Here is a 19,424-nt window from a genome sequence, read left to right as displayed (position 1 = left end):
GCTTGTGCGCGCCTTTCACCTCATATCGGAGAGAGCATCGCCGCCTTGAGGTTTTTGGAAAGCCGGAAAAGCGGGGTGCTGCGCGACCAAGAAAAAAGCGGGCCCCTAGGGGCCCGCCGCAAGGCACACGACTGCTGTGCCAGGAGGAGGAAGCTGCATGAAAACTGCTTCTGACTTGTTATCGCCCGAAGCCGGGCGAACTTGAGCCAGACGCGGAGGGATCCGTGGGGAATCAGTGGGCGTCGACCGTGCAGGCGTCGCGCTCGGCAGCGCTGGGCATCTGCAGGGCGCCGGCCTGGCGGCCCTTGCCGGCGCGGGCCGGCGGGTTGCACAGGCCGCACACGTAATGGCGTGCGATCTCGTGCGGGTGGGTGACATAGTGACCACCACAGTGGGTGCACTTGGTCATGGTCAGCATGCCGTTGTCCACGAACTTGACCAGGCGCCAGGCGCGGGTCACCGACAGCAGGGGCTCCAGGCCCTGGGCAGCGGTCTGCTCCAGGTACAGCTGGTAGGCCTTGATCACCGCGTCGATGTCCTCCATTTCGGAGGTCTTGTTCAGGTATTCGTGGATGTTCAGGAACAGGCTGGCGTGGATGTTGGGCTGCCAGGTCATGAACCAGTCGGTGGAGAACGGCAGCTGGCCCTTGGACGGGCTCTTGCCCGACACTTCCTTGTACAGGCGCAGCAGGCGCTCGTACGACAGATCGGTCTCCGACTCCAGCACCTGCAGGCGGGCGCCCAGGTGGATCAGGGTGACGGCACGTTCGATCTGCCTGGCTTCGGTGAGGATGCTCTTGGTGCGGGCCATGGTGTGTTCTCCGTCCTGGTCTTTATCGGTATGGGGTGCGGCCTGGGATCAGGCGGCTTCCTGGTGGCGGCCGGCCATCAGGATGGAGGCGTGCAGGCGGCTGACGCTGTCGTTGGCCGAAGACTTGCCGTGGTTGGTCAGCAGGCCCCAGACCAGGTCGTCGTCCATGCGGAAGCGGCACAGCAGCGTGTTGCTGGTGGCGATCTTCATCATCTGGGCCGGGGTCAGGGCGTTGATCAGGTTGGCGGTCTCTTCGGAGATGCCCAGGCGGAACAGGGCTTGTTCGCGGTCGGCGCGGATCAGGCTTTGCGCCAGCATCATGTAGGACAGGTTGGCTTCGCGAATTTCGGCGAGGATCTGGGTCGTTTCCATGTTGCGGCTCCTGGTGGGTTGTGTTGCGCGTTTGTTTCGCGTTGGAATGAACTGTAAGGACACGAACTGGACGGCAACATCGGGTCACTTCCAGAACTGGAGTCCCGGTTTTTCCGTCCCCCTTGTCAGACAAATTCCTACACGGCCTATCATTTCCTGCACGCAAAGGCGGGTGGTCCCGGGGTTGTCTGACGGGGTCTGCCCCCTGTTCACCATGCTTTTTGCGGGATTTGTCACGGCCACCCTTCCTAGACTGTCCGGGCGGGCTGTCACCGACTGACCCGCGACCCTGACATCTGCAAAGGAGAGTGGTCGATGGAGGAAGTCCTGATCGTGGGCGCCGGTTTTGCCGGGGCCACCACCGCACGCTGCCTGGCCGATGCCGGCCATCCCGTGCGGGTGATCGACCGCCGTCCCCACCTGGCAGGCAACGCCTTTGATCTGCCCGACGCCGCCGGGGTGCTGATCCACCAGTACGGGCCGCACATCTTCCACACCAACAGCGAGAAGGTCTTCACCTGGCTTTCGCGCTTCACCGCCTGGCGCGACTACGAGCACCGGGTGCTGGCCCAGGTGGACGGACAACTGCTGCCCATCCCCATCAACCGCACCACGATCAACCGGCTCTACGGCCTGGACCTGGACGAGGCCGGTGTGACCGCCTTCCTCGAGAAGGTGCGGGAGCCCCGCGAGCCGCTCAAGACCTCCGAGGACGTGGTGTTGAACTCGGTCGGTCGGGACCTGTGCGACAAGTTCTTCCGCGGCTACACCCGCAAGCAGTGGGGGCTGGATCTGTCGGAACTCTCGGCCGGTGTGGCTGCGCGCATCCCCACCCGCAGCAACGACGACGACCGCTACTTCACCGACCGCTTCCAGGCCATGCCGCAGGACGGCTACACCCGGATGTTCGAGCGCATGCTCGACCACCCGCGGATCCGGGTCGAGCTCGGGATCGATTTCGAGGCCCTGCGCGACACGGCGCCACGCCGCTTCACCGTCTACACCGGGCCGATCGATGCCTACTTCGGCCACCGCTTCGGCCCGCTGCCCTACCGTTCGCTGCGTTTCGAGCACGAGCATCTGCCGGCCACCGCCCAGGTGCAAACCGTGGGCACGGTGAACTTCCCGAACCAGCATGCCTACACCCGCATCACCGAGTTCAAGCACCTGACCGGGCAGGCGCACCCCGGCACCTCGGTCGTGCGCGAGTACCCCTGCGCCGACGGCGACCCCTACTACCCGATCCCCCGGCCGGACAACGAGGCGCTCTTCAAGCGCTACGAGGCCCTGGCCGAGGTCGAACCCGACGTGCACTTCATCGGCCGCCTGGCCCAGTACCGCTACTACAACATGGACCAGGTCGTGGCTGCCGCGCTGTCGCTGGCGGAGCGGCTGGCGGGCCTCTATCCCGCGCCCAGTGCCCCTTCCACCTCCGACGATCAAGATTGGAGCGCGCCATGAAGGTCGCCGTGATCACCCCGTACTACAAGGAATCCAGGGCCTGGCTGGAGCGCTGCCTCGACAGCGTGGCAGCCCAGTCCCATCCTTGCACCCACATCGTGGTGGCCGACGGCCACCCGCAGGACTGGATCGACGAGCGCCCGGTGCGCCACCTGCGCCTGGACCGGCCCCATGCCGACTACGGCGACACCCCCCGTGCCCTGGGCGGGTTGATGGCCGCCAATGAGGGCTTCGACGCCATCTGCTTCCTGGACGCCGACAACTGGTATGGCCGCCACCATGTGCTGTCCTGCCTGCGCCTGGCCCAGCAGCACGAGGTGGACTACGTGACCACCAAGCGCCACATGGTGCGCGACGACGGCAGCATCCTGCCGCTGCGCATCCGCGAGGACTGCAATGGCTCGCACGTGGACACCAACTGCTACTTCCTGCTGCGCGGCGCCTTCCACACCCTGGCGCGCTGGACCCTGATGCCCCAGCCGATGCACATCTATGGCGACCGGGTGTACCTGGCCTCGCTGCGCGAGGAAGGCCTGCGCACCGTCTGCACCGAAGAGCGCAGCGTGCACTACCTGTGCACCTGGGCCCACCTGTTCCGGGCCGTGGGCGAAACCCCGCCGGCCTACGCCAAGGAACCCAAGCCGCTGGCCGAGCTGCCCCGCTGGTACGCGGGCCTCTCGCCCCGCGAGAAGCAACTCACCCAGCGCCTGTCGGGCATGAGCCCGCCCGTGCCCCGCGCCGCCACTGCCCCGGAGACTGTCCATGCTTAAGCGAAACCTGGTGATCCTGCGCGGTGGCGACAAGTCGCTGCACGCCGACTGGCTGGGCCCCGTGGGTCGCGAGCGCAGCTGGGACATGGTGGTCAGCTACTTCGGCGACGACCCGGCCATGCACCAGCGCCCGGACGTGCTGCGCATCGACGGCAAGGGCCCCAAGTGGCTGGGCCTGCACGCCCTGCTGACCTCGGGTCAGATCGACTGGCAGCGTTATGAGCGCATCTGGCTGCCCGATGACGACCTGGCCTGCACGCCCGAGGCCATCGACCGCCTGTTCATGCTGGCCGAATACCACGAGCTGGCGCTGTGCCAGCCCTCGCTCAGCCACGACAGCTACATCAGCCACGCCGGCACCGTGCACAACCCGCGCTTCGTGCTGCGCCGCACCAACTTCGTCGAGGTCATGGCACCCGTGCTCACCCGCGAGTTGCTGGAGCGCGTGCTGCCCACGCTGACCGAGAACGACAGTGGCTGGGGTCTGGACTACCTGTGGCCCATGTTCGTGGACCGGCCGCGGCGCGACATCGGCGTGCTCGACGCCATCCAGATCCGCCACACCCGCCCGGTGGGCGGCCCCAACTACGAAAAGCTCAAGGCCATGGGCAAATCGCCCCACCAGGAGCTGGCGGCCCTGCGCCGCAAGTACGAGCTCGACGACATCGCCCACCTGTGCTGGTCCGCCGTCACGGTGGACGGCACCGAGATGAGCATGGACGACCCCGACCAGGCCCTGCCGCTGCTCAGCGCCGTGCTGGACGGCCAGCGCCGCTGGCTCAAGCCCGAGTTGCAGGAAGAGGGCGGCGTCATCGCCGGTCATGTGCGCCACTGCCCGACGCTGCGCGCGGCGGTGGGGGCCCTGCAGGCGCGTTCGGCCGCCTGATCAACGGACCGCCGGGACCAGGAGGCTCCGGCAGCAGTCTCAGCGCCAGGGGCCGTGGGCCCGGATCAGGGCCTGGAAGGCCGCCCGGTCGTAATGGTGATCCAGCGGATCACGCGAGCGCAGCGCATCGTGCACCAGGCGGTCGCCCCCGATCGAGTGCGGGTCCAGGTTCACATGGCCCATGGCGCTGCGGCGCGCATGCTCGGCCACTGCACCGTTGAACATCAGGGTCAGCTGGGTGCGCTTGAACAGGCTGGCCCGCACCTCGCGGCGCAGGTTGGCCACCTCGCCCCAGTGCTGGCCATCCTGGATGGTGGGCAGCGGGGCGCTGATGACGCACACCCGGCGTGACCGGGCCAACTCATCGAGAAATCCGGTGTAGGTGCACAGGGTCTGGTCCAGGCTGTCGAGCACCGGAATCCCCCGTGTCTGCGCGCGGTGCCAGATCACGAAGCCCGTGTCCACCTCGCCCAGCAGCACCACCACGTCCTGGCAGGGCTGGGCCGCCAGGGCCTGGACGAAGCGCTCGCGGGCGTGGGTGGCCGAATTCGGGTTCTCCAGCCCGGAGGCGGTTGCCCCGCCGACCGAGCAGACGTCAAAGCCCTGCGCGCCGGCCACGCCCTGCACGGGCAGGCGCAGCCCCTCGAAGACCGCGGCATGCGAGTCGCCCAGCACCAGGGCCAGGCGCTGCGGCGCATCGGCGCCGGAGACGCCGCGGATCCCCGCTTCAGCCAGCATGGGCCGGTGCCGGGGCACTGGAGCGCACCGGCCAGTCCGCGAGGTAAGCATCGATCAGGCGGTGATCGCCCGCCCGGTCGTTCAGGAAGGTGCGCTCACTGAGCATGTCCAGCAGTCGGGCCAGGGCCTCGGAGGCCGGATCCACCTTCAGGTCGGGTGTGGTGCGGTTGAGCTTCTGCTCGGCGAAGTCGCGGCGCAGCGGGGCGCCCACCTGGGCTTCCAGCTGCGACAGGCGCTGCGCATCGAACAGGTCGTTGTAGCGCAGGAACCGCACATCGGCACCGGCACGGTAGGCCAGCACCAGGCGCCGGTAGGACTGGCGCCAGACCGCAAAGGCATCGCGCATGCTGATGCGGAAGTCCAGCAGGTAGGTGGCCACCTGGCACTCCCGCAGGATGCTGGCCGCGCTGACGGCCGGCGGGCGGTGGATCGAGAGCACCATCGCGTCAGGCACCTGCTCCAGCCAGGCCGGCAGGGTGATCGCCATGCGCGGATCCTTCAGGCACAGCGGCCGGTCCCGCACGGCATCGGCGATCTGGCGCCGGTGCATGTCGTTCCAGACCGCAGGCATGTCGTCCGCAAAGCACGCCAGCCACAGCTGGTGGGGCTCGAAGCCCTTGAGCATGTCCCGGGTGGCTTCGGTGCCGTAGTGGGCCATCGCCGAGTTGACCAGGATCGATTCGTTGAGGTCGTTGATGTGCGCGGCCTCGAAAAAGCCCTTGGGGTTGGAGAGCTGCGGGGCGTAGAGGTCGTGCGCGTGGTGGTGGGTTTCCGGCGAGAACATCCCCGCCAGGCAACTGGTGCCGCTGCGGCCGGCGCCGGCGATCAGCACCGAGCGCACCGGGGCCTGGCGCGGGGCGGCAGCCACCGGCTGGGCCGAAGGGCTCATCGCCGGCATGCTGACAGGGGTGGCCGGGGCCGTCGCCGCGGCCCCCGTGGGCATGACGGGGGGAGGCGCGGAAGGGGCCGCTGCCTCGCGGGCCAGGTCCTGCACCAGCAGGGCCTGCAGCGGGTGGTCGATGCGGGTCGGGGCCAGCTCCTTCCAGGGCGCGGCGGGGGCGGCATCCAGGGCCACCAGCACGCTGCGGATGGCGTCGGTGCGCTCCGGCCGGGTGGTGTCCAGCGGGGCCAGCACCAGGGCGCGCTGGCGGGTGTCGGCGTAGCTGCCCAGGGCCCGCAGGGCCAGGGTCTGCCCCAGATCGGGGGCCCAGCCCTGGACCTGCCAGAGCCGCAGCTCGGCCTCCAGGGCGCCCGCAGCCCAGGGCTGGGCGGGCCAGAACGCGATGTGGCCCACCAGCTCCGGGCGGGCGGCTTCGGCCAGGATGGGCACCAGGTCGGCGGGCATGGCCGGCACCAGCACCAGGTCCACCGGCACGTCGGGCTGGCCTTCGCGCGGCACATGCTGCATCAGCTGCGGGCAGACCTCGGCCAGGTCGGCCGACCAGTTGGGGGTGCCCATGACGATGGCGCGGCGGGCGCCCAGGCGGTCCACCAGGGCGCGCACCGGGGCCAGGTCCACCGCTTCGCCGGTGGGCAGGCACATGGACAGGCCGGGCAGGGCGGGCCAGCGCAGGCCGGTCATCAGCGGCACCACCGGCTCCAGGCGGGCCAGGGCCGCCAGGCGGCGCGGGCCGCCGTGCAGGGTCACCGGGTCCAGCACCGTGGCCTGGACCGCTTGCAGGCCGGCCGTTTGGGCGACGGCTTGCGCGGCGGCATCGGCCAGGCGCGCGGCGTCGGCCAGGGTCTCCGGCGCCAGGCCGTGGCCGGCCAGCACCTGGTCCAGCCAGGGGCGCCAGACATAGCTCGCGCGCAGCTCGGGCTGGTCGGCGTGCTGGGCCTTGTGGGTTTCCCAGCCGTACACCACCTTGGCGGTGAACTGCTCGACGCCGCGCACCGGCCAGTGGGCCAGGCTGGCGCTGGCGGTGCTGTAGCCGGGCAGGGTGTCCAGCGCATCGCCGTGCTGGCGCAGCACGGGCTCGCCATCGGGGCGCAGCACCAGGCGGGTGTCGTCGGCCGGGTCGCGGCGCAGCACGGCGTGGCAGGGCGTGGCCTGGGGGCCGCGCTCGCGCAGGGCGGTCAGGGGCTCCACGCCCGGCCAGGGGGTGGCCAGGGCCAGGGCGTCGGGGCGGTAGGTCCAGCGCGACAGCGCGGCCGTGGCGCCCGGCGGCAGGGCGGCCAGCTCGGCCTCCAGCGCGGCGCGGCCAGGGTGGCGCAGGAAGGTGTCAGCCCCCAGGAGATAGACCAGCTCGGGCTGGTAGATCGGGGCCACGCGGCGGTACACGGCGGTCAGCACCGTGGCCGGCTCCAGGGCCAGCTCGGGCACATCCACCAGCAGCAGCGGCAGGCCTTCGGCCTGCAGGGCCAGCAGGATCTCTCGGGTGCCGTCGCGCGAGCCCTGGTCGGCCAGCACCAGCAGGTCCACAAGCGGGGCGTGGTGGCGCACGAAGGCTTCGATCAGGTCGGCTTCGTTGCGGACGAGGGCCAGGGCCAGGGCGTTCATGGGGTTTTCCTTGCGGACAGGCATTCAGGCGGCGCCACCGGCGGCGGGCTCGACGATGGGCGAGCGGCGCAGCGCGGGCAGCGGGGGATGGTCGGGAGCCGGGACGCTGGCGGGCGGCAGGCCCAGGCGCAGCGGCTCGGGGGGCGGCGCCAGACTGCGCAGGTGGTGCTGCAGAAAGACCTCGCCGATGGGCTGGGGCTCCTGCACGGCGGCGGCAAAGCCCGCGGCCACCAGGCCCAGGCAGTGTTCGCGCGTGGTCTGGAACAGGCTCACCAGGTCACCGTGGATGGACAGGCCACCCCAGGTGGTGCCGGGCTCGGCATGCGGGCCTTCGGCCAGTTCGTCCGGCCAGATGGCCGGCTCGGCGCAGGGCTCGGCTGTGCGCTCCACCTGCACCGCGTCCACCACCGCGGCGGTCTGCCAGGGAATGGCCTGGGCGGCCGGCAGCACGCGGGCGATCTGTTCGGGGTGGGGCAGGGCCTGGATCAGGGGCAGGGCGCGTTGCAGGGCCTCGCGGCTGAAGGCCAGGGCCGCCGCGTCCAGGCGGTTGGTGTGGCGCAGCACGAAGCTGGGGTTGTGCAGGGTGGTCGGGTCCGTGAAATGGCTGCGCCAGGACAGGCTGGGCTGGGCCAGCGACAGGCCGCCTTCGCGCATCAGCCGGAACAGGGTGCTGACGTCGGCGGCGCTGATCTGCACGTCGTCGTCCAGCAGCAGCACGTATTCGGCGTCCTGCCACAGCGCGGGGTGCTGGGCCAGCAGGCCGACCAGCGCGGTCCAGCGGGCCGGGCCGGCGGCGGCCGGCAGGGGCAGACGGCCCCAGGCCCAGGGCACGCCTTGTTCGGGCAGGGTGTCGCGGCCGGTCGGCTCAATGCCGGTGGGGCCGGTCAGCACCACGTCGGAGCGTTCGGGGGTCATTGGGTTCATGCAGCCTCCTGGGCAGCGGCAAAGCGCACCGGGGCGGCGGCCAGCCGGTCCACGATCTGGCGGTCGCGCTCGTCCAGCCCCAGCCACCAGTCGCGCACACGGTTGCCGTCGATCTGCGACTTGGCGTAGTCGGGCGGCGTCTCGCCGATGGCCAGGAACAGCGAGGCCCAGGTGCACAGGTAGTTCACGGTCACCTCGCGGGTGCGGGCGGCCTTCAGGCCCTGGTGGCGCAGGCTGCCGACGAAGATGCGGTCGCCGATCACCGACAGGGGCTTGGGCATCACGCCCCACTGGCCCAGGGTGTGGAAGCTGCCGGGCAGCATGAAGAAGCAGTTGGTGTCGACGTGGCTGCCGTCGTGGTCGTCCTGGGTCAAGATGGGCATGACCGAGCCGTCGTTGCGGGTCAGGCGGCGCCGGGCGACGACATAGTCCACCCGGTCACCGGCCTCGGCCGCGGCCTGCAGGCAGGCGCGCACATGGCCGGCGTCCAGCCAGTTGTCCGCGTCCACGAAGCCGATGGCGTCGAAGCCTTCGCTGGCCGCCAGGATGCCGCCGACCGAGCGCGGGGTGTTGCCGTAGTCGCGGTGCGAGCAGTCCAGGCGCAGGTGCCGCACCGGGGCCTGGTCGATCCAGTCCTGCGGATGGCCGTCGGCCACCAGCAGGTGGGTGACGGGCACGTCCTGCGCGGCCACCGAGCGGATGCAGCGCTCGATCATCTCCCGCGGCTCCCTGTAATAGGGCGTGATGATGGCGACCTTCATGCCGCGTCTCCTTCGAGGCTGGGGGCGGCCGCCAGGGCCTGCGGCGGCAGGCCGGCCTGCTGGCGCTCGAACATGCGCAGCAGCAGGGCCTCGTAGTCGCGGGCGTAGCGGTCGGTGTCGAACAGTGGCAGCGTCAGGCGGTGTTCTTCCAGCTGCTGCTTGAGGAAGCCCAGCAGCGCGGGGTCGTTGGCCAGGGCGGTGCCCAGGGCCACGTAGTCGGCTTCGCTGGCACAGGCCAGGTCGGGCAGGCCGCAGGCGCAGGTCAGGCTGGCGGCCACGCGCGAGGCGAAGGTGGGGCCGGGCACGGTCAGCACCGGCACGGCGGCCCACAGGGCCTCGCTGGCGGTGGTGTGGGCGTTGCAGGGCCAGGTGTCCAGGAAGAGGTCGGCCGCGCGCAGGCGGGCGATGTGGTCCTCCAGCGTGCGTTTGGGGGCCCAGACGATGCGCTCGGCGGCCACCCCACGGGCGGCCAGCTCCTGCGTCAGGTGGGCCTCGGCATGGGCGTTCCAGCGCAGCATCCACAGCACGGCCCGGGGGGCGCCGTGCAGGATGGCGGCCCACAGGTCCAGCATGTGCGGCGAGATCTTGTAGGTCTGGTTGAAGCAGCACAGCACCACCGCGTCCTCGGGCAGGCCCAGCTCGGCCCGCGTGGGGCAGGGCGGCAGCGGGCGCTGGCGGTCGTTGGGCTGGTAGCTGTGGGGCAGCTGGGCGATGTGTTCGCTGTACTGGCCGGCCTGGGCCAGCGGGGTCACCACCGGATCGCCGATCACATAGTCGATGAAGTCGGCGCCGGTGGTGGCCGGGTAGCCGAGGAAGGTGACCTGCACCGGGGCCGGGCGCCAGGCCAGCAGCTCGAAGCGGCTGCCGCGGGTGTGGCCCTTGAGGTCCACCGCGATGTCGATGCCATCGTCGCGCATCCGGCGGGCCACGTCCTCGTTGGACAGGTGGCGCACGTCCAGGTGGTGGTCGCAGGCGGCGCGGATGCGGTGCATCAGCGGCGTGCCGTCGTCCACGCTGTGGCAGTAGAGGAAGACCTCGAAGCGCTGGCTGTCGCGGCGTTCCAGCAGTTCGGCCATCAGCACGGCGGTGGCGTGGTGGTGGAAGTCGCTGGACAGGTAGCCCACGCGGATGCGGCCGGGCCGGCGGGGGCCGGCCGGGGGCAGGGGCAGCACGCCGCGGCTGAGGCTGCGCGCCCGGATGGCGCCCATGCGGCGCTGTTGTTCGGGCGTGGCGTCCACCGCCAGCAGGGCGAAGGGCGAGAGCATCTGGCCGGTGGTGTCGTCCACCTGGTCCAGTGCGGCCAGCAGGGCGGCGGTGTCCGCCTCCAGCGTGCTCCAGTCGCAGCTCTGGCGGCTTTCATGCACCAGCAGGGACAGCGACAGCAGCCGCACCGCGCCGTCGTCCAGCGCGATGGCGGTGCGGAAGCACTCGGTGGCTTCGCGGTTGAGCGAGAGGTCGCGGAAGGTCAGGCCCAGGCGGTAGTGCACCAGGGCGTTGTCCACCTGCAGGGCCAGGGCCTTGAAGAAGATGTCCACCGCCTCGTGCAGGCGGCGGGCCTGAAACAGGGCGTTGCCCTGGGCGTTGAGGAAGTCGGCGTCGCGCGGGGCGTCGGCCGGGTAGAGGTCGAAGACCTCGGCACACTCTTCGCGCCGGTTCTGGCGGGACAGGCATTCGGCCAGCATCCGAACGTTCAGCGGGTTGTCGGGCTGCAGGTCGCGCGCGCGGCGGGCGGCCTCGGTGGCCGGCTCCAGCCGGTTGTCGGACAGCTGGGCGCGGGCCAGGTTCAGCCACATCAGCGCATCGGCCGGGTCCTGCCGCAGACCGTCGGTGAAGGCCTGGGCGGCTTCTTGCCATTGGCCGGCGCGCAAGGCTTGGACGCCGTGGTGCCAATGGCGCTGTGCGCCGGGATGGAGCGTGTTCATGGCTGAAACTTTAGGCATTTGTGCCAGTTTTCAGCCTTGGAAAAGGCCGGCGAGCGGCGCCTATCTCTGCGCCGCCAGCTGGCGGCAGTGGGCCGCGTCGGCCGGCCGTCCCACCAGGTCGTAGAGCAGGGCCAGGTTGCCGGCGGCCAGGTGGCTGCCGCGGCCCCGCACCGCGCCCTCGTGCTCGGGGTGCTCGCCCAAGGCCAGGCAGCGCTGCCAGGCGTCCTCGATCATCGGGATCAGCTCAGGGGCCAGCGCGGGCTGTTCGGCCGCCCAGTCCAGCAGCAGGTCGCCCAGGGCGAAGAAGAAGTCGGGTGACTGTTGCCAGCGCTCCAGCCCCAGGCGGGCCTGCTCGAAGGCCTCGGCGTGGCGGCCGCAGCGCTTGAGCGCATGCAGGCGGCGCACGCTCAGGTCGTGCAGCCAGGCGGGCGCCGCGCTGGCCAGGTGCTGTTCGGCCCGGTCGAAGGCGTCCGCCGCCTCGGCCCAGCGTTCGTAGACGTCGTGGTTCTTGCCCAGCTGATACCAGAGGTAGGCGTCGCCGGGCTGTTCGCGCAGGGCCGCCTGCAGCAGGGCGGCGTTGCGGCCAGCCTTGGCGGCCCGGGCGGCCGGGCGGTAGCCGTCGTGGCCCAGGCGCACGGCCAGCGGCTGCACCGGCAGGGCATGGGCGGGTTGTTCGTGCACGCGGCCCTGGTAGCGCACGGGGCCGGGCAGCACGCGGCTCAGCCAGCTGGGGGCGCTGTTCTGACCCTCGCCCTGGTCGCTGTCCACTTCGATGCGGCCGACATGGTCTGGCGCCTGCTGCCGCAGGGCGGCCAGCGCGGGGCCGCCGTCGATCAGCCACTCGTCGGCGTCCAGCACGATGTGCCAGTCGGCACCGGCCAGGTCCAGGGCGGCGTTGCGGGCGGCGCTGAAGTCGTCCACCCAGGTGAAGTGCCCCACGCGGGCGCCGGCGGCACGGGCGCGGGCCACGCTGTCGTCGCTGGAGCCGGTGTCCAGCACCACCATCTCGTCCACCCAGGGGGCCATGCTGGCCAGGGCGCGCGAGAGGCCGGCGCCACCGTCGCGCACGATCATCACCAGCGCGGTGCGCCAGGCGCGGGCGGCGGGTGGGGCCTCGGCAGACATGGCGAAAACTGTAGGTCTGCAGTCCGTGTTTGAAAGGTCGATAAGCAGGGTCAGGAGTCGCCATTTGTGCCGCAAGGCGCCGGGGCGACGCCCGGGCATGGGTGTGGTTGAAGTTGATCGATCGAAAAGAGGCAAAAAAAAGCCTCAAGTCCAGCGATTGACCTTCCGAAATCCATGGCACGGCCCCAAAGCTTCTCAGTGACAGCCGGGGGCGCAATCGGAGAGTCCGTCAAGGCTCACTTATCTGCCCCAACGCAGGAGTTATCAAAATGGGTCAAACCATCAACACCAACGTCATTTCGCTGAACGCCCAGCGGAATCTCTCGGCCTCGCAATCGTCGCTGGCCACCTCGATGCAACGCCTGTCCTCGGGTTTGCGCATCAACTCGGCCAAGGACGACGCGGCCGGCCTGGCCATCGCCGAGCGCATGAACGCCCAGGTCAAGGGCATGAATGTGGCGATCCGCAATGCCAACGACGGCATCTCCATGGCCCAGACCGCCGAAGGCGCGCTGGCCCAGGTGGGTGACTCGCTGCAGCGCATGCGTGAACTGGCGGTGCAGGCCCGCAACGCCACCAACTCCAGCTCGGACAAGGACTCGCTGAACAAGGAGTTCGGGCAGCTGCAGAAGGAAATCCAGCGCGTGCTGGGTGGCACCAGCTTCAACGGCAAGCACATGCTGGGCGCCGATGCCACCGCGATGACCTTCCAGATCGGTGCCAACACCACGGCGGACGATGTGCTGACGGTGTCGAGCAGCAACATGACCACCGACAGCAACATCACGAGCGTGACGAGCGGTGTCACGATCGACGCGACGGCCACCGACGGTGCGATCAAGGACGTGATCGACAACATCGACAAGGCCATCGACACGGTGAACGACCAGCGCGCCACCTTCGGTGCCACGCAGAGCCGCTTCGACGCGATCATCTCCAGCCTGCAGAGCGGGGTGGAGAACCAGAGCGCGGCCCGCGGCCGGATCATGGACGCGGACTTCGCCCAGGAAACCGCCAACATGAGCCGCGCCCAGATCCTGCAGCAGGCCGGCACCGCGATGGTGGCCCAGGCCAATCAGATGCCGAACAACGTCCTGTCGCTTCTTCGATGACCCTGCAGCGAACTCCGAAGGGGGCTCGCTGCTGAGCGGGAAGGCGGCCTCCGCCGGTTGAGGATCCTGGGCGGGGTGTCCGGGGTCCTCAACATGGCATGAAAAAAACTCTCAAGTTCCCGAAAGCGAGCTCCGATAACCCCCTCAACAGGATCTGAAAAACAGGTTCTGGGGTCCGGTGAGATGGCCAAAGTTCAGGTGATGCCCGCAGGGTATGACCCGTTCCGAGGAGCACCCGGCGCTGGGCGTAGCAGTGAATCGCGCCGGTGCTTGAACCGGAGACTTTCGGTAACCCTACAGGAGTTTCATCATGCCCTCTACCATCAACACCAACATCATTTCGATGAACGCGCAGCGCAACCTGAGTGCCTCTCAGTCGTCGCTGTCGACCTCGATGCAGCGCCTGTCTTCGGGTCTGCGCATCAACTCGGCCAAGGACGACGCAGCCGGTCTGTCGATCGCCGAGCGCATGAATGCCCAGGTCAAGGGCATGAATGTGGCGATCCGCAATGCCAACGACGGCATCTCCATGGCCCAGACCGCCGAAGGCGCGCTGGCCCAGGTGGGTGACTCGCTGCAGCGCATGCGTGAACTGGCGGTGCAGGCTCGCAACGCCACCAACTCCAGCTCGGACAAGGACTCGCTGAACAAGGAGTTCGCTCAGCTGCAGAAGGAAATCCAGCGCGTGCTGGGCGGCACCAGCTTCAACGGCAAGCACATGCTGGGCGCCGATGCCACCGCGATGAGCTTCCAGATCGGTGCGAACACCACGGCCGATGACACGCTGACCGTGTCCACCAGCAACATGACCACCGACAGCAACATCACGGCGGTCACCAGCTCGGCCACGATCGACTCGACGGCCACCGACGGTGCGATCAAGGACGTGATCGACAACATCGACAAGGCCATCGACACGGTGAACGACCAGCGTGCCACCTTCGGTGCCACCCAGAGCCGCTTCGACGCGATCATCGCCAACCTGCAGACCGGGGTGGAGAACCAGAGCGCAGCCCGCGGCCGGATCATGGATGCGGACTTCGCCCAGGAAACCGCCAACATGAGCCGCGCCCAGATCCTGCAGCAGGCCGGCACCGCGATGGTCTCGCAAGCCAACCAGCTGCCGCAGCAGGTCTTGCGCCTGATCCAGTAAACCCAGGCTGAAGCCACCGCCCCACCAGGTCTTCTGGTGGGGCGGTGGCGCTTCAGGGGCACGAACAGGCCGTTGAACCGGCCTCATTTCGTGGCTTTGCGGCAGAGAGCTCCCTTTCAGAATCACTCCCAACGACTCCTCGGTTCGAGGAACGTGGTCCGGAGGCACCGCCGAGACACTCCCAGGCAACTGGGGATCGATGGTGACCTGGCGCCGGGCTTGAAGGGCGCATCGGTGCAAACCGATGGGCTTGGACGGACCGGCAAGTTCGCCGGATGGGTGATTCTTCAGGAGTTCTCGCATGCCACAGACCATCAACACCAACCTCGCTTCGCTCAATGCGCAGCGGAATCTGAACGCCTCGCAGAGCTCACTGCAGATTTCCATGCAGCGCCTGTCCTCGGGCCTGCGGGTGAACTCGGCCAAGGACGATGCGGCCGGCCTGGCGATCGCCGAGCGCATGAATTCGCAAGTGCGCGGCATGAACGTTGCCGTGCGCAACGCCAACGACGGCATTTCGCTGGCGCAGACCGCCGAAGGCGCGCTGTCCAAGGTGGGCGATTCGCTGCAGCGGATGCGCGAACTGGCCATCCAGGCGCGCAACGCCACCAACTCCAGCTCGGACAAGGACTCGCTGAACAAGGAGTTCGTCGAGTTGCAGAAGGAAATCGGACGTGTGCTGGGGGGGACCACCTTCAACGGCAAGCACATCCTGGGCGCCGACGCGACCACGCTGACCTTCCAGATTGGTGCCAACACCACGGCCGACGATGTGATCAACATCAACACGTCGAACATGGTGACCGACACCACGATCACTGCCATCACCAGCAGCACCATGGCGGCCATCGACGCCAACGCCACGGTGGGCGCCATCGGCAACGTGATCGACAGCCTGGACAAGGCGATCGACCTGGTCAACGACACCCGGGCGACCTACGGTGCGACCCAGAGCCGCTTCGACGCCATCATCTCCAACCTGCAGACGGCGGTGGAGAACCAGTCCGCGGCCCGCAGCCGGATCATGGACGCCGACTACGCGGCGGAAACGGCCAACATGAGCCGGGCCCAGATCCTGCAGCAGGCCGGCACGGCCATGGTGGCCCAGGCCAACCAGCTGCCGCAGCAGGTGCTCAAGCTGCTGGGCTGAGCGACCGCCTTCTGAGCTTGCGAAGAATCTCCTCAAGTCGGCCGCATTTGCGGCCGATCTTGCTTCCAAATGGGCAACACGGGCGAGCCATCAGGGGCGACCACATCGGCCCGATCCCGCCAGGACGCGTCGCCCCGTCTTGGCTTGAATGAGGGACTGCCATGTCTTCCATAGCACCCATCTCGTCTTTGGGCATCGGCTCGGGGTTGGACTCCGAGTCGATCATTTCTGCCCTGCTGTCGGTGGAGCACAAGCCCATCGACATCCTGGCCAGCGAGCAGTCGACGATGAAGACCCAGGTCTCGTCGGTCGGCAAGCTGATGAGCCTGACCTCGGCCATGCGCGATGCAGCCCAGGCGCTGACCGATCCCACGCTGTGGAAGACCAAGAGCTTCACGTCCAGCGACACCACCGTGATCACCGGTTCGGTGGCCACGGGTGGCGCCTCGGGCAACTACAACATCTCGGTGCAGGGCCTGGCCAGCGCCCAGACCATCACCTCCTCGGCCTTCGGTTCCTCCAGTTCCGCGCTGAACGAAGGCAAGCTGACGATCCAGCTGGGCAACTGGGCGGGCAGCAGCTTCACCGCCAAGGATGGCAGTTCGGCCGTCGACATCGACATCACGGGCGACACCAGCCTGTCGGCCATCCGCGACAAGATCAATGCCGCGGGTGCCGGCGTGACGGCCTCCATCGTCAATGACGCCAGCGGGGCGCGGCTGTCCATCCGGTCCACCGAGACCGGACAGGACAACGGCTTCAAGATCACCGCCAGCGAGACCACCGACGACGGCAACCCGACCACCGGGCTGTCCGCGCTGGCCTACGATCCTTCCCAGCCGACGCTGACCAGCGCGATGTCGCTGAACAAGGCGGCGGCCAACGCCCAGGCCACGATCAATGGCATCCAGGTCGAGTCGGCCAGCAACACCTTCGACAACGTGGCCGACGGCCTGACCTTCACCGTGGGCAAGGTCAGCAGCAGCGATGTGGCGGTGACGGTGGGCGACGACACCGCCAGCATGGAGACCGCGGTCAAGTCCTTCATCACGGCCTTCAACAGCCTGGCCAGCTACATCAAGGACCAGACCAAGTACGTGCCTTCGACGACCAAGGGTCAGCCGGGCACCGGGGGGCCGCTGCAGGGCGACCGCACCACGATCAGCCTGCTCAACCAGCTGCGCGGCATCATCAACACCACCAGCACCGCCTCGGGCAGCTACCAGCACCTGTCTGACCTGGGCATTTCCATGGGGACGGACGGCACCCTGAGCCTCAAGAGCTCGACCCTGGAGACGGCCTTGGCCAACCCGGCCGAGGTGGCCAAGGCCCTGGCCACGGATGGCGCCACTTCGGCGGTCTCGGGCTTCATGGACCGCTTCCGCGATCTGGGCAACGAGGTGACCGACGCGACGGACGGCTCCCTCACGCTGCGCCAGAACGGCCTGAACGATGCCATCAGCCACAACCAGGAACGCCAGGACCAGCTCAACGACCGTCTCAGCAGCTACGAGACGCGGCTGCGGGCCCAGTACCAGGCGCTGGACACCCAGATGGCCTCGCTGACGGCCTTGAACACCTATGTCACCCAGCAGATGAGCTCGCTCATCAAGAGCGGCTGATTGCGCCGGGCCGCCGGTGCGGCCCGCGCCTGCATTGCCACCAGCAAGGCGCCTTCGGGCGCCTTCTTACATGGTGCGGCGGGATTGGCAAGCGGCAAAAAGGGGGTGAAAGCCGGCTCTGCTCGGCTCAAGAACCCCGGGGGACCGTCGATAACGGTTCAACACCCCACGAATCCGAGACGCCAAGATGTTCAGCCCCGCCTACTCCCGCTCCCTCGGTCAAGCCGCCAGCTTCGCCAGTGCCTACCGCAACGTCGGCGTCGAGACCGGCCTGACGGACGCCAGCCCGCACAAGCTCATCGAGATGCTGTTCGATGGCTACATGGAAGCGCTCAAGCAGGCCCGGGGCTATCTGGCCACGGGGCAGATCGAGCTCAAGGGCAAGGCCCTGAGCAAGGCTGCCCGCATCGTCGACGAGGGCCTGAAGTCCTGCCTGAACATCCAGGAAGGCGGCCGCCTGGCCCAGGACCTGCACGACCTCTATGCCTACCTGACGCTGCGCCTGACCCTGGCCAACGTCCGCAACGATCCGAGTGTCATCGCCGAGTGCGAGAACCTCATGCTGCCTCTGTGCGAAGCCTGGAAGGCCATCGGTCCGCAGGTGCATGCCGGTCGCCTCAGCTGAGGGACCCCTCGAGAGCGCGAGATTGGAGAATGATCATGAACGAGAGCCTGTTGAACTACTACGAGGCCATTGAGCGGGCCAGCAGCGACATGCTCAGCGCAGCCCGCGACGGCAACTGGGACGAGGTGGTCAAGCTGGAGGGGGCCTGCGCTGTGCTGATCTCCCAGCTGAAGCAGGCCGCCAAGGACCAGGCCTTGAAGACCGAGGACAACCAGGTCAAGTCCAAGATCATGCAGCGCATCCTGCTCAACGACGCCGAGATCCGGCACCTGGCCGAGCCCTGGCTGGAAGACCTGGACAACATGATGCACGGCCGCAGCAAGACGCTGCACTGACCGGCCCCTCGGCTTTCTGCAGGACCTGACCATGTTCTCAGACACCCAGCCCGCCCCCCTGGACATGTCCGGGGATGCGTCGCTCTCGGATTTCCGCATCACCGACGGCGTGGAGATCCGGGCGCTGCTCAAGGCGCTGATGGAGCGCAGCACGCTGGTGAACCTGTGCGGCGCCGATGGCAGTGCCTATGGCACCACACTGTGGAGCCTGGACACCCACAACCGCAAGGTGGCCTTCACCGTCGACATGATGGCGCCCACCGTTCAGCGCCTGGTCGAAGCCGAGGAGGTCACCGCGGTGGCCTACCTTGACCAGATCAAGATCCAGTTCGATGTCGCCAGCCGGCTGCTGGTGCATGGTGTGCGCAGCTGCGTCCTGCAGGCCGCGATGCCCCGTGAGCTGTTTCGCTTCCAGCGCCGGGCGAGCTTTCGCGTGCGCACCCTGGAGCGCAGCGCGCCCACCGCCAGCTTCCGCCATCCGCAGATGCCGGAGATCCGCATGGACCTGCGGGTGCTCGATGTGAGCATCGGCGGCTGCGCCCTGTTCCTGCCGGGGGATCTGCCCATGGTGGAGCCGGGCATCCAGGTGCGTGGCGTGCAGATGGCGCTGGACCCGGACACCTCGTTTCCGGCCCAGCTCAACATCGCCCATGTGACGTCCATCCACCCACAGGCCAAGGGCGTGCGGCTGGGCTGCGAGTTCCGCGGGCTGGACCACGAGGCCCAGCGCGCCCTGCAGCGCTACATCGACGCCACGCAGAAGCGCCGGCGCATGTTGTCGCTGGACTGAGGTGATCGACTGAGCCCGGGACGGGCGATGCAGGCTCAGACCTGCATGTTCATGATGTCGGTGTAGGCCTGCACCATGCGGTTGCGCACCGAGATCGTGGCCTGGAAGCCGATCTGCGACTTCTGCATGGCCACCATGGTGTCTTCGAGCGAGACCGAGGGATTGTCCAGCTGCAGTTCGCGCTGCAGGCGTGACGTCTCGTTCTGCGCGTCGCTGACCTGTTGCAGCGCGCTGGCCATGGCGGTCTGAAAGTCCCCTTTCTGGGTCGCACGGGTGCGCGCCAGCGGGGTGCCGTCCGGCGCCAGGCCGGCCTTGGCCACTGCCTGGTTGAAGTCGAAGGGCTTGAGTTTCAGGTCCATGGTCCATC

19 protein-coding genes are annotated in these 19,424 nt (G+C 68.5%); 10 read left to right on the top strand and 9 right to left on the bottom strand.

From position 1 onward, the window contains the following. Nucleotides 1-232 precede the first annotated feature (232 nt). Together flhC and flhD are read right to left on the bottom strand one after the other, a co-directional pair. Nucleotides 233-811, bottom strand: a complete 579-nt coding sequence (gene flhC / locus M0L44_RS17225; RefSeq protein ID WP_252771049.1) for a flagellar transcriptional regulator FlhC — start codon at nt 809-811, stop codon at nt 233-235. Between the two features lie 48 nt (nt 812-859). Then, nucleotides 860-1,183, bottom strand: coding sequence for a flagellar transcriptional regulator FlhD (flhD, locus tag M0L44_RS17220; RefSeq protein WP_252771048.1), 324 nt, complete (start codon nt 1,181-1,183; stop codon nt 860-862). Nucleotides 1,184-1,498: 315 nt separating this feature from the next. Between flhD and glf the strand changes: the two genes are divergently transcribed. Genes glf through M0L44_RS17205 form a run of 3 tightly spaced genes read left to right on the top strand, consistent with a single transcriptional unit; the run spans nt 1,499 to nt 4,300 of the window. Then, nucleotides 1,499-2,644 (top strand): UDP-galactopyranose mutase, encoded by a 1,146-nt coding sequence (glf, locus tag M0L44_RS17215; protein WP_252771047.1) that lies wholly within the window; start codon nt 1,499-1,501, stop codon nt 2,642-2,644. Next, nucleotides 2,641-3,414 (top strand): glycosyltransferase family 2 protein, encoded by a 774-nt coding sequence (locus M0L44_RS17210; RefSeq protein ID WP_252771046.1) that lies wholly within the window; start codon nt 2,641-2,643, stop codon nt 3,412-3,414. The genes glf and M0L44_RS17210 overlap by 4 nt, the downstream gene beginning before the upstream one ends. Next, entirely contained in the window at nt 3,407-4,300 is an 894-nt protein-coding gene (locus tag M0L44_RS17205) for a DUF707 domain-containing protein (RefSeq protein ID WP_252771045.1), read from the top strand. The genes M0L44_RS17210 and M0L44_RS17205 overlap by 8 nt, the downstream gene beginning before the upstream one ends. Nucleotides 4,301-4,339: 39 nt before the next feature. Here M0L44_RS17205 and M0L44_RS17200 read toward each other — a convergent pair whose 3' ends face one another. The 6 genes from M0L44_RS17200 to M0L44_RS17175 are packed head-to-tail and all read right to left on the bottom strand — an operon-like array spanning nt 4,340 to nt 12,270. After that, a complete protein-coding gene (locus M0L44_RS17200) occupies nt 4,340-5,038 on the bottom strand; it encodes a hypothetical protein (RefSeq protein ID WP_252771044.1) in 699 nt (232 codons plus the stop codon). Continuing rightward, a complete protein-coding gene (locus tag M0L44_RS17195; RefSeq protein ID WP_252771043.1) occupies nt 5,028-7,538 on the bottom strand; it encodes a sulfotransferase in 2,511 nt (836 codons plus the stop codon). The genes M0L44_RS17200 and M0L44_RS17195 overlap by 11 nt, the downstream gene beginning before the upstream one ends. A gap of 24 nt (nt 7,539-7,562) precedes the next feature. After that, nucleotides 7,563-8,462 (bottom strand): hypothetical protein, encoded by a 900-nt coding sequence (locus M0L44_RS17190; RefSeq protein ID WP_252771042.1) that lies wholly within the window; start codon nt 8,460-8,462, stop codon nt 7,563-7,565. Beyond that, the gene (locus M0L44_RS17185) at nt 8,459-9,223 is read right to left on the bottom strand and encodes a glycosyltransferase family 2 protein (RefSeq protein WP_252771041.1); all 765 of its coding nucleotides are present in this window, start codon (nt 9,221-9,223) and stop codon (nt 8,459-8,461) included. Before M0L44_RS17185 ends, M0L44_RS17190 begins: the two co-directional genes overlap by 4 nt. Then, entirely contained in the window at nt 9,220-11,145 is a 1,926-nt protein-coding gene (locus M0L44_RS17180) for an O-linked N-acetylglucosamine transferase, SPINDLY family protein (protein ID WP_252771040.1), read from the bottom strand. The genes M0L44_RS17185 and M0L44_RS17180 overlap by 4 nt, the downstream gene beginning before the upstream one ends. A 60-nt stretch (nt 11,146-11,205) precedes the next feature. After that, the gene (locus M0L44_RS17175; RefSeq protein ID WP_252771039.1) at nt 11,206-12,270 is read right to left on the bottom strand and encodes a glycosyltransferase; all 1,065 of its coding nucleotides are present in this window, start codon (nt 12,268-12,270) and stop codon (nt 11,206-11,208) included. A gap of 269 nt (nt 12,271-12,539) precedes the next feature. Between M0L44_RS17175 and M0L44_RS17170 the strand changes: the two genes are divergently transcribed. The 7 genes from M0L44_RS17170 (at nt 12,540) to M0L44_RS17140 (ending at nt 19,057) form a co-directional block, all read left to right on the top strand. Continuing rightward, nucleotides 12,540-13,382: a flagellin N-terminal helical domain-containing protein gene (locus M0L44_RS17170; RefSeq protein WP_252771038.1), complete on the top strand. Its 843-nt coding sequence runs from the start codon at nt 12,540-12,542 to the stop codon at nt 13,380-13,382. A 310-nt stretch (nt 13,383-13,692) separates the two neighbouring features. Next, entirely contained in the window at nt 13,693-14,535 is an 843-nt protein-coding gene (locus M0L44_RS17165) for a flagellin domain-containing protein (RefSeq protein ID WP_252771037.1), read from the top strand. A gap of 301 nt (nt 14,536-14,836) precedes the next feature. After that, entirely contained in the window at nt 14,837-15,685 is an 849-nt protein-coding gene (locus M0L44_RS17160) for a flagellin domain-containing protein (RefSeq protein ID WP_252771036.1), read from the top strand. Between the two features lie 161 nt (nt 15,686-15,846). Next, on the top strand, nt 15,847-17,307 hold the full coding sequence (fliD, locus tag M0L44_RS17155) for a flagellar filament capping protein FliD (RefSeq protein ID WP_252771035.1): 1,461 nt from the start codon (nt 15,847-15,849) through the stop codon (nt 17,305-17,307). A gap of 187 nt (nt 17,308-17,494) precedes the next feature. Continuing rightward, nucleotides 17,495-17,932: a flagellar export chaperone FliS gene (gene fliS, locus M0L44_RS17150; RefSeq protein ID WP_252771034.1), complete on the top strand. Its 438-nt coding sequence runs from the start codon at nt 17,495-17,497 to the stop codon at nt 17,930-17,932. Between the two features lie 35 nt (nt 17,933-17,967). Further along, entirely contained in the window at nt 17,968-18,267 is a 300-nt protein-coding gene (locus tag M0L44_RS17145) for a flagellar protein FliT (RefSeq protein ID WP_252771033.1), read from the top strand. 31 nt (nt 18,268-18,298) lie between these two features. Next, the gene (locus M0L44_RS17140; RefSeq protein WP_252771032.1) at nt 18,299-19,057 is read left to right on the top strand and encodes a flagellar brake protein; all 759 of its coding nucleotides are present in this window, start codon (nt 18,299-18,301) and stop codon (nt 19,055-19,057) included. 35 nt (nt 19,058-19,092) lie between these two features. Here M0L44_RS17140 and fliE read toward each other — a convergent pair whose 3' ends face one another. Further along, nucleotides 19,093-19,416: a flagellar hook-basal body complex protein FliE gene (gene fliE, locus M0L44_RS17135; RefSeq protein WP_252771031.1), complete on the bottom strand. Its 324-nt coding sequence runs from the start codon at nt 19,414-19,416 to the stop codon at nt 19,093-19,095. Between the last annotated feature and the right edge of the window lie 8 nt (nt 19,417-19,424).

Origin of the sequence: Ideonella oryzae (assembly GCF_024055665.1) — a bacterium.
Lineage (GTDB): Bacteria > Pseudomonadota > Gammaproteobacteria > Burkholderiales > Burkholderiaceae_C > Ideonella > Ideonella oryzae.
Note: the sequence above shows the minus strand (reverse complement) of the source record. Positions and strands in the feature narration are given on the sequence as shown.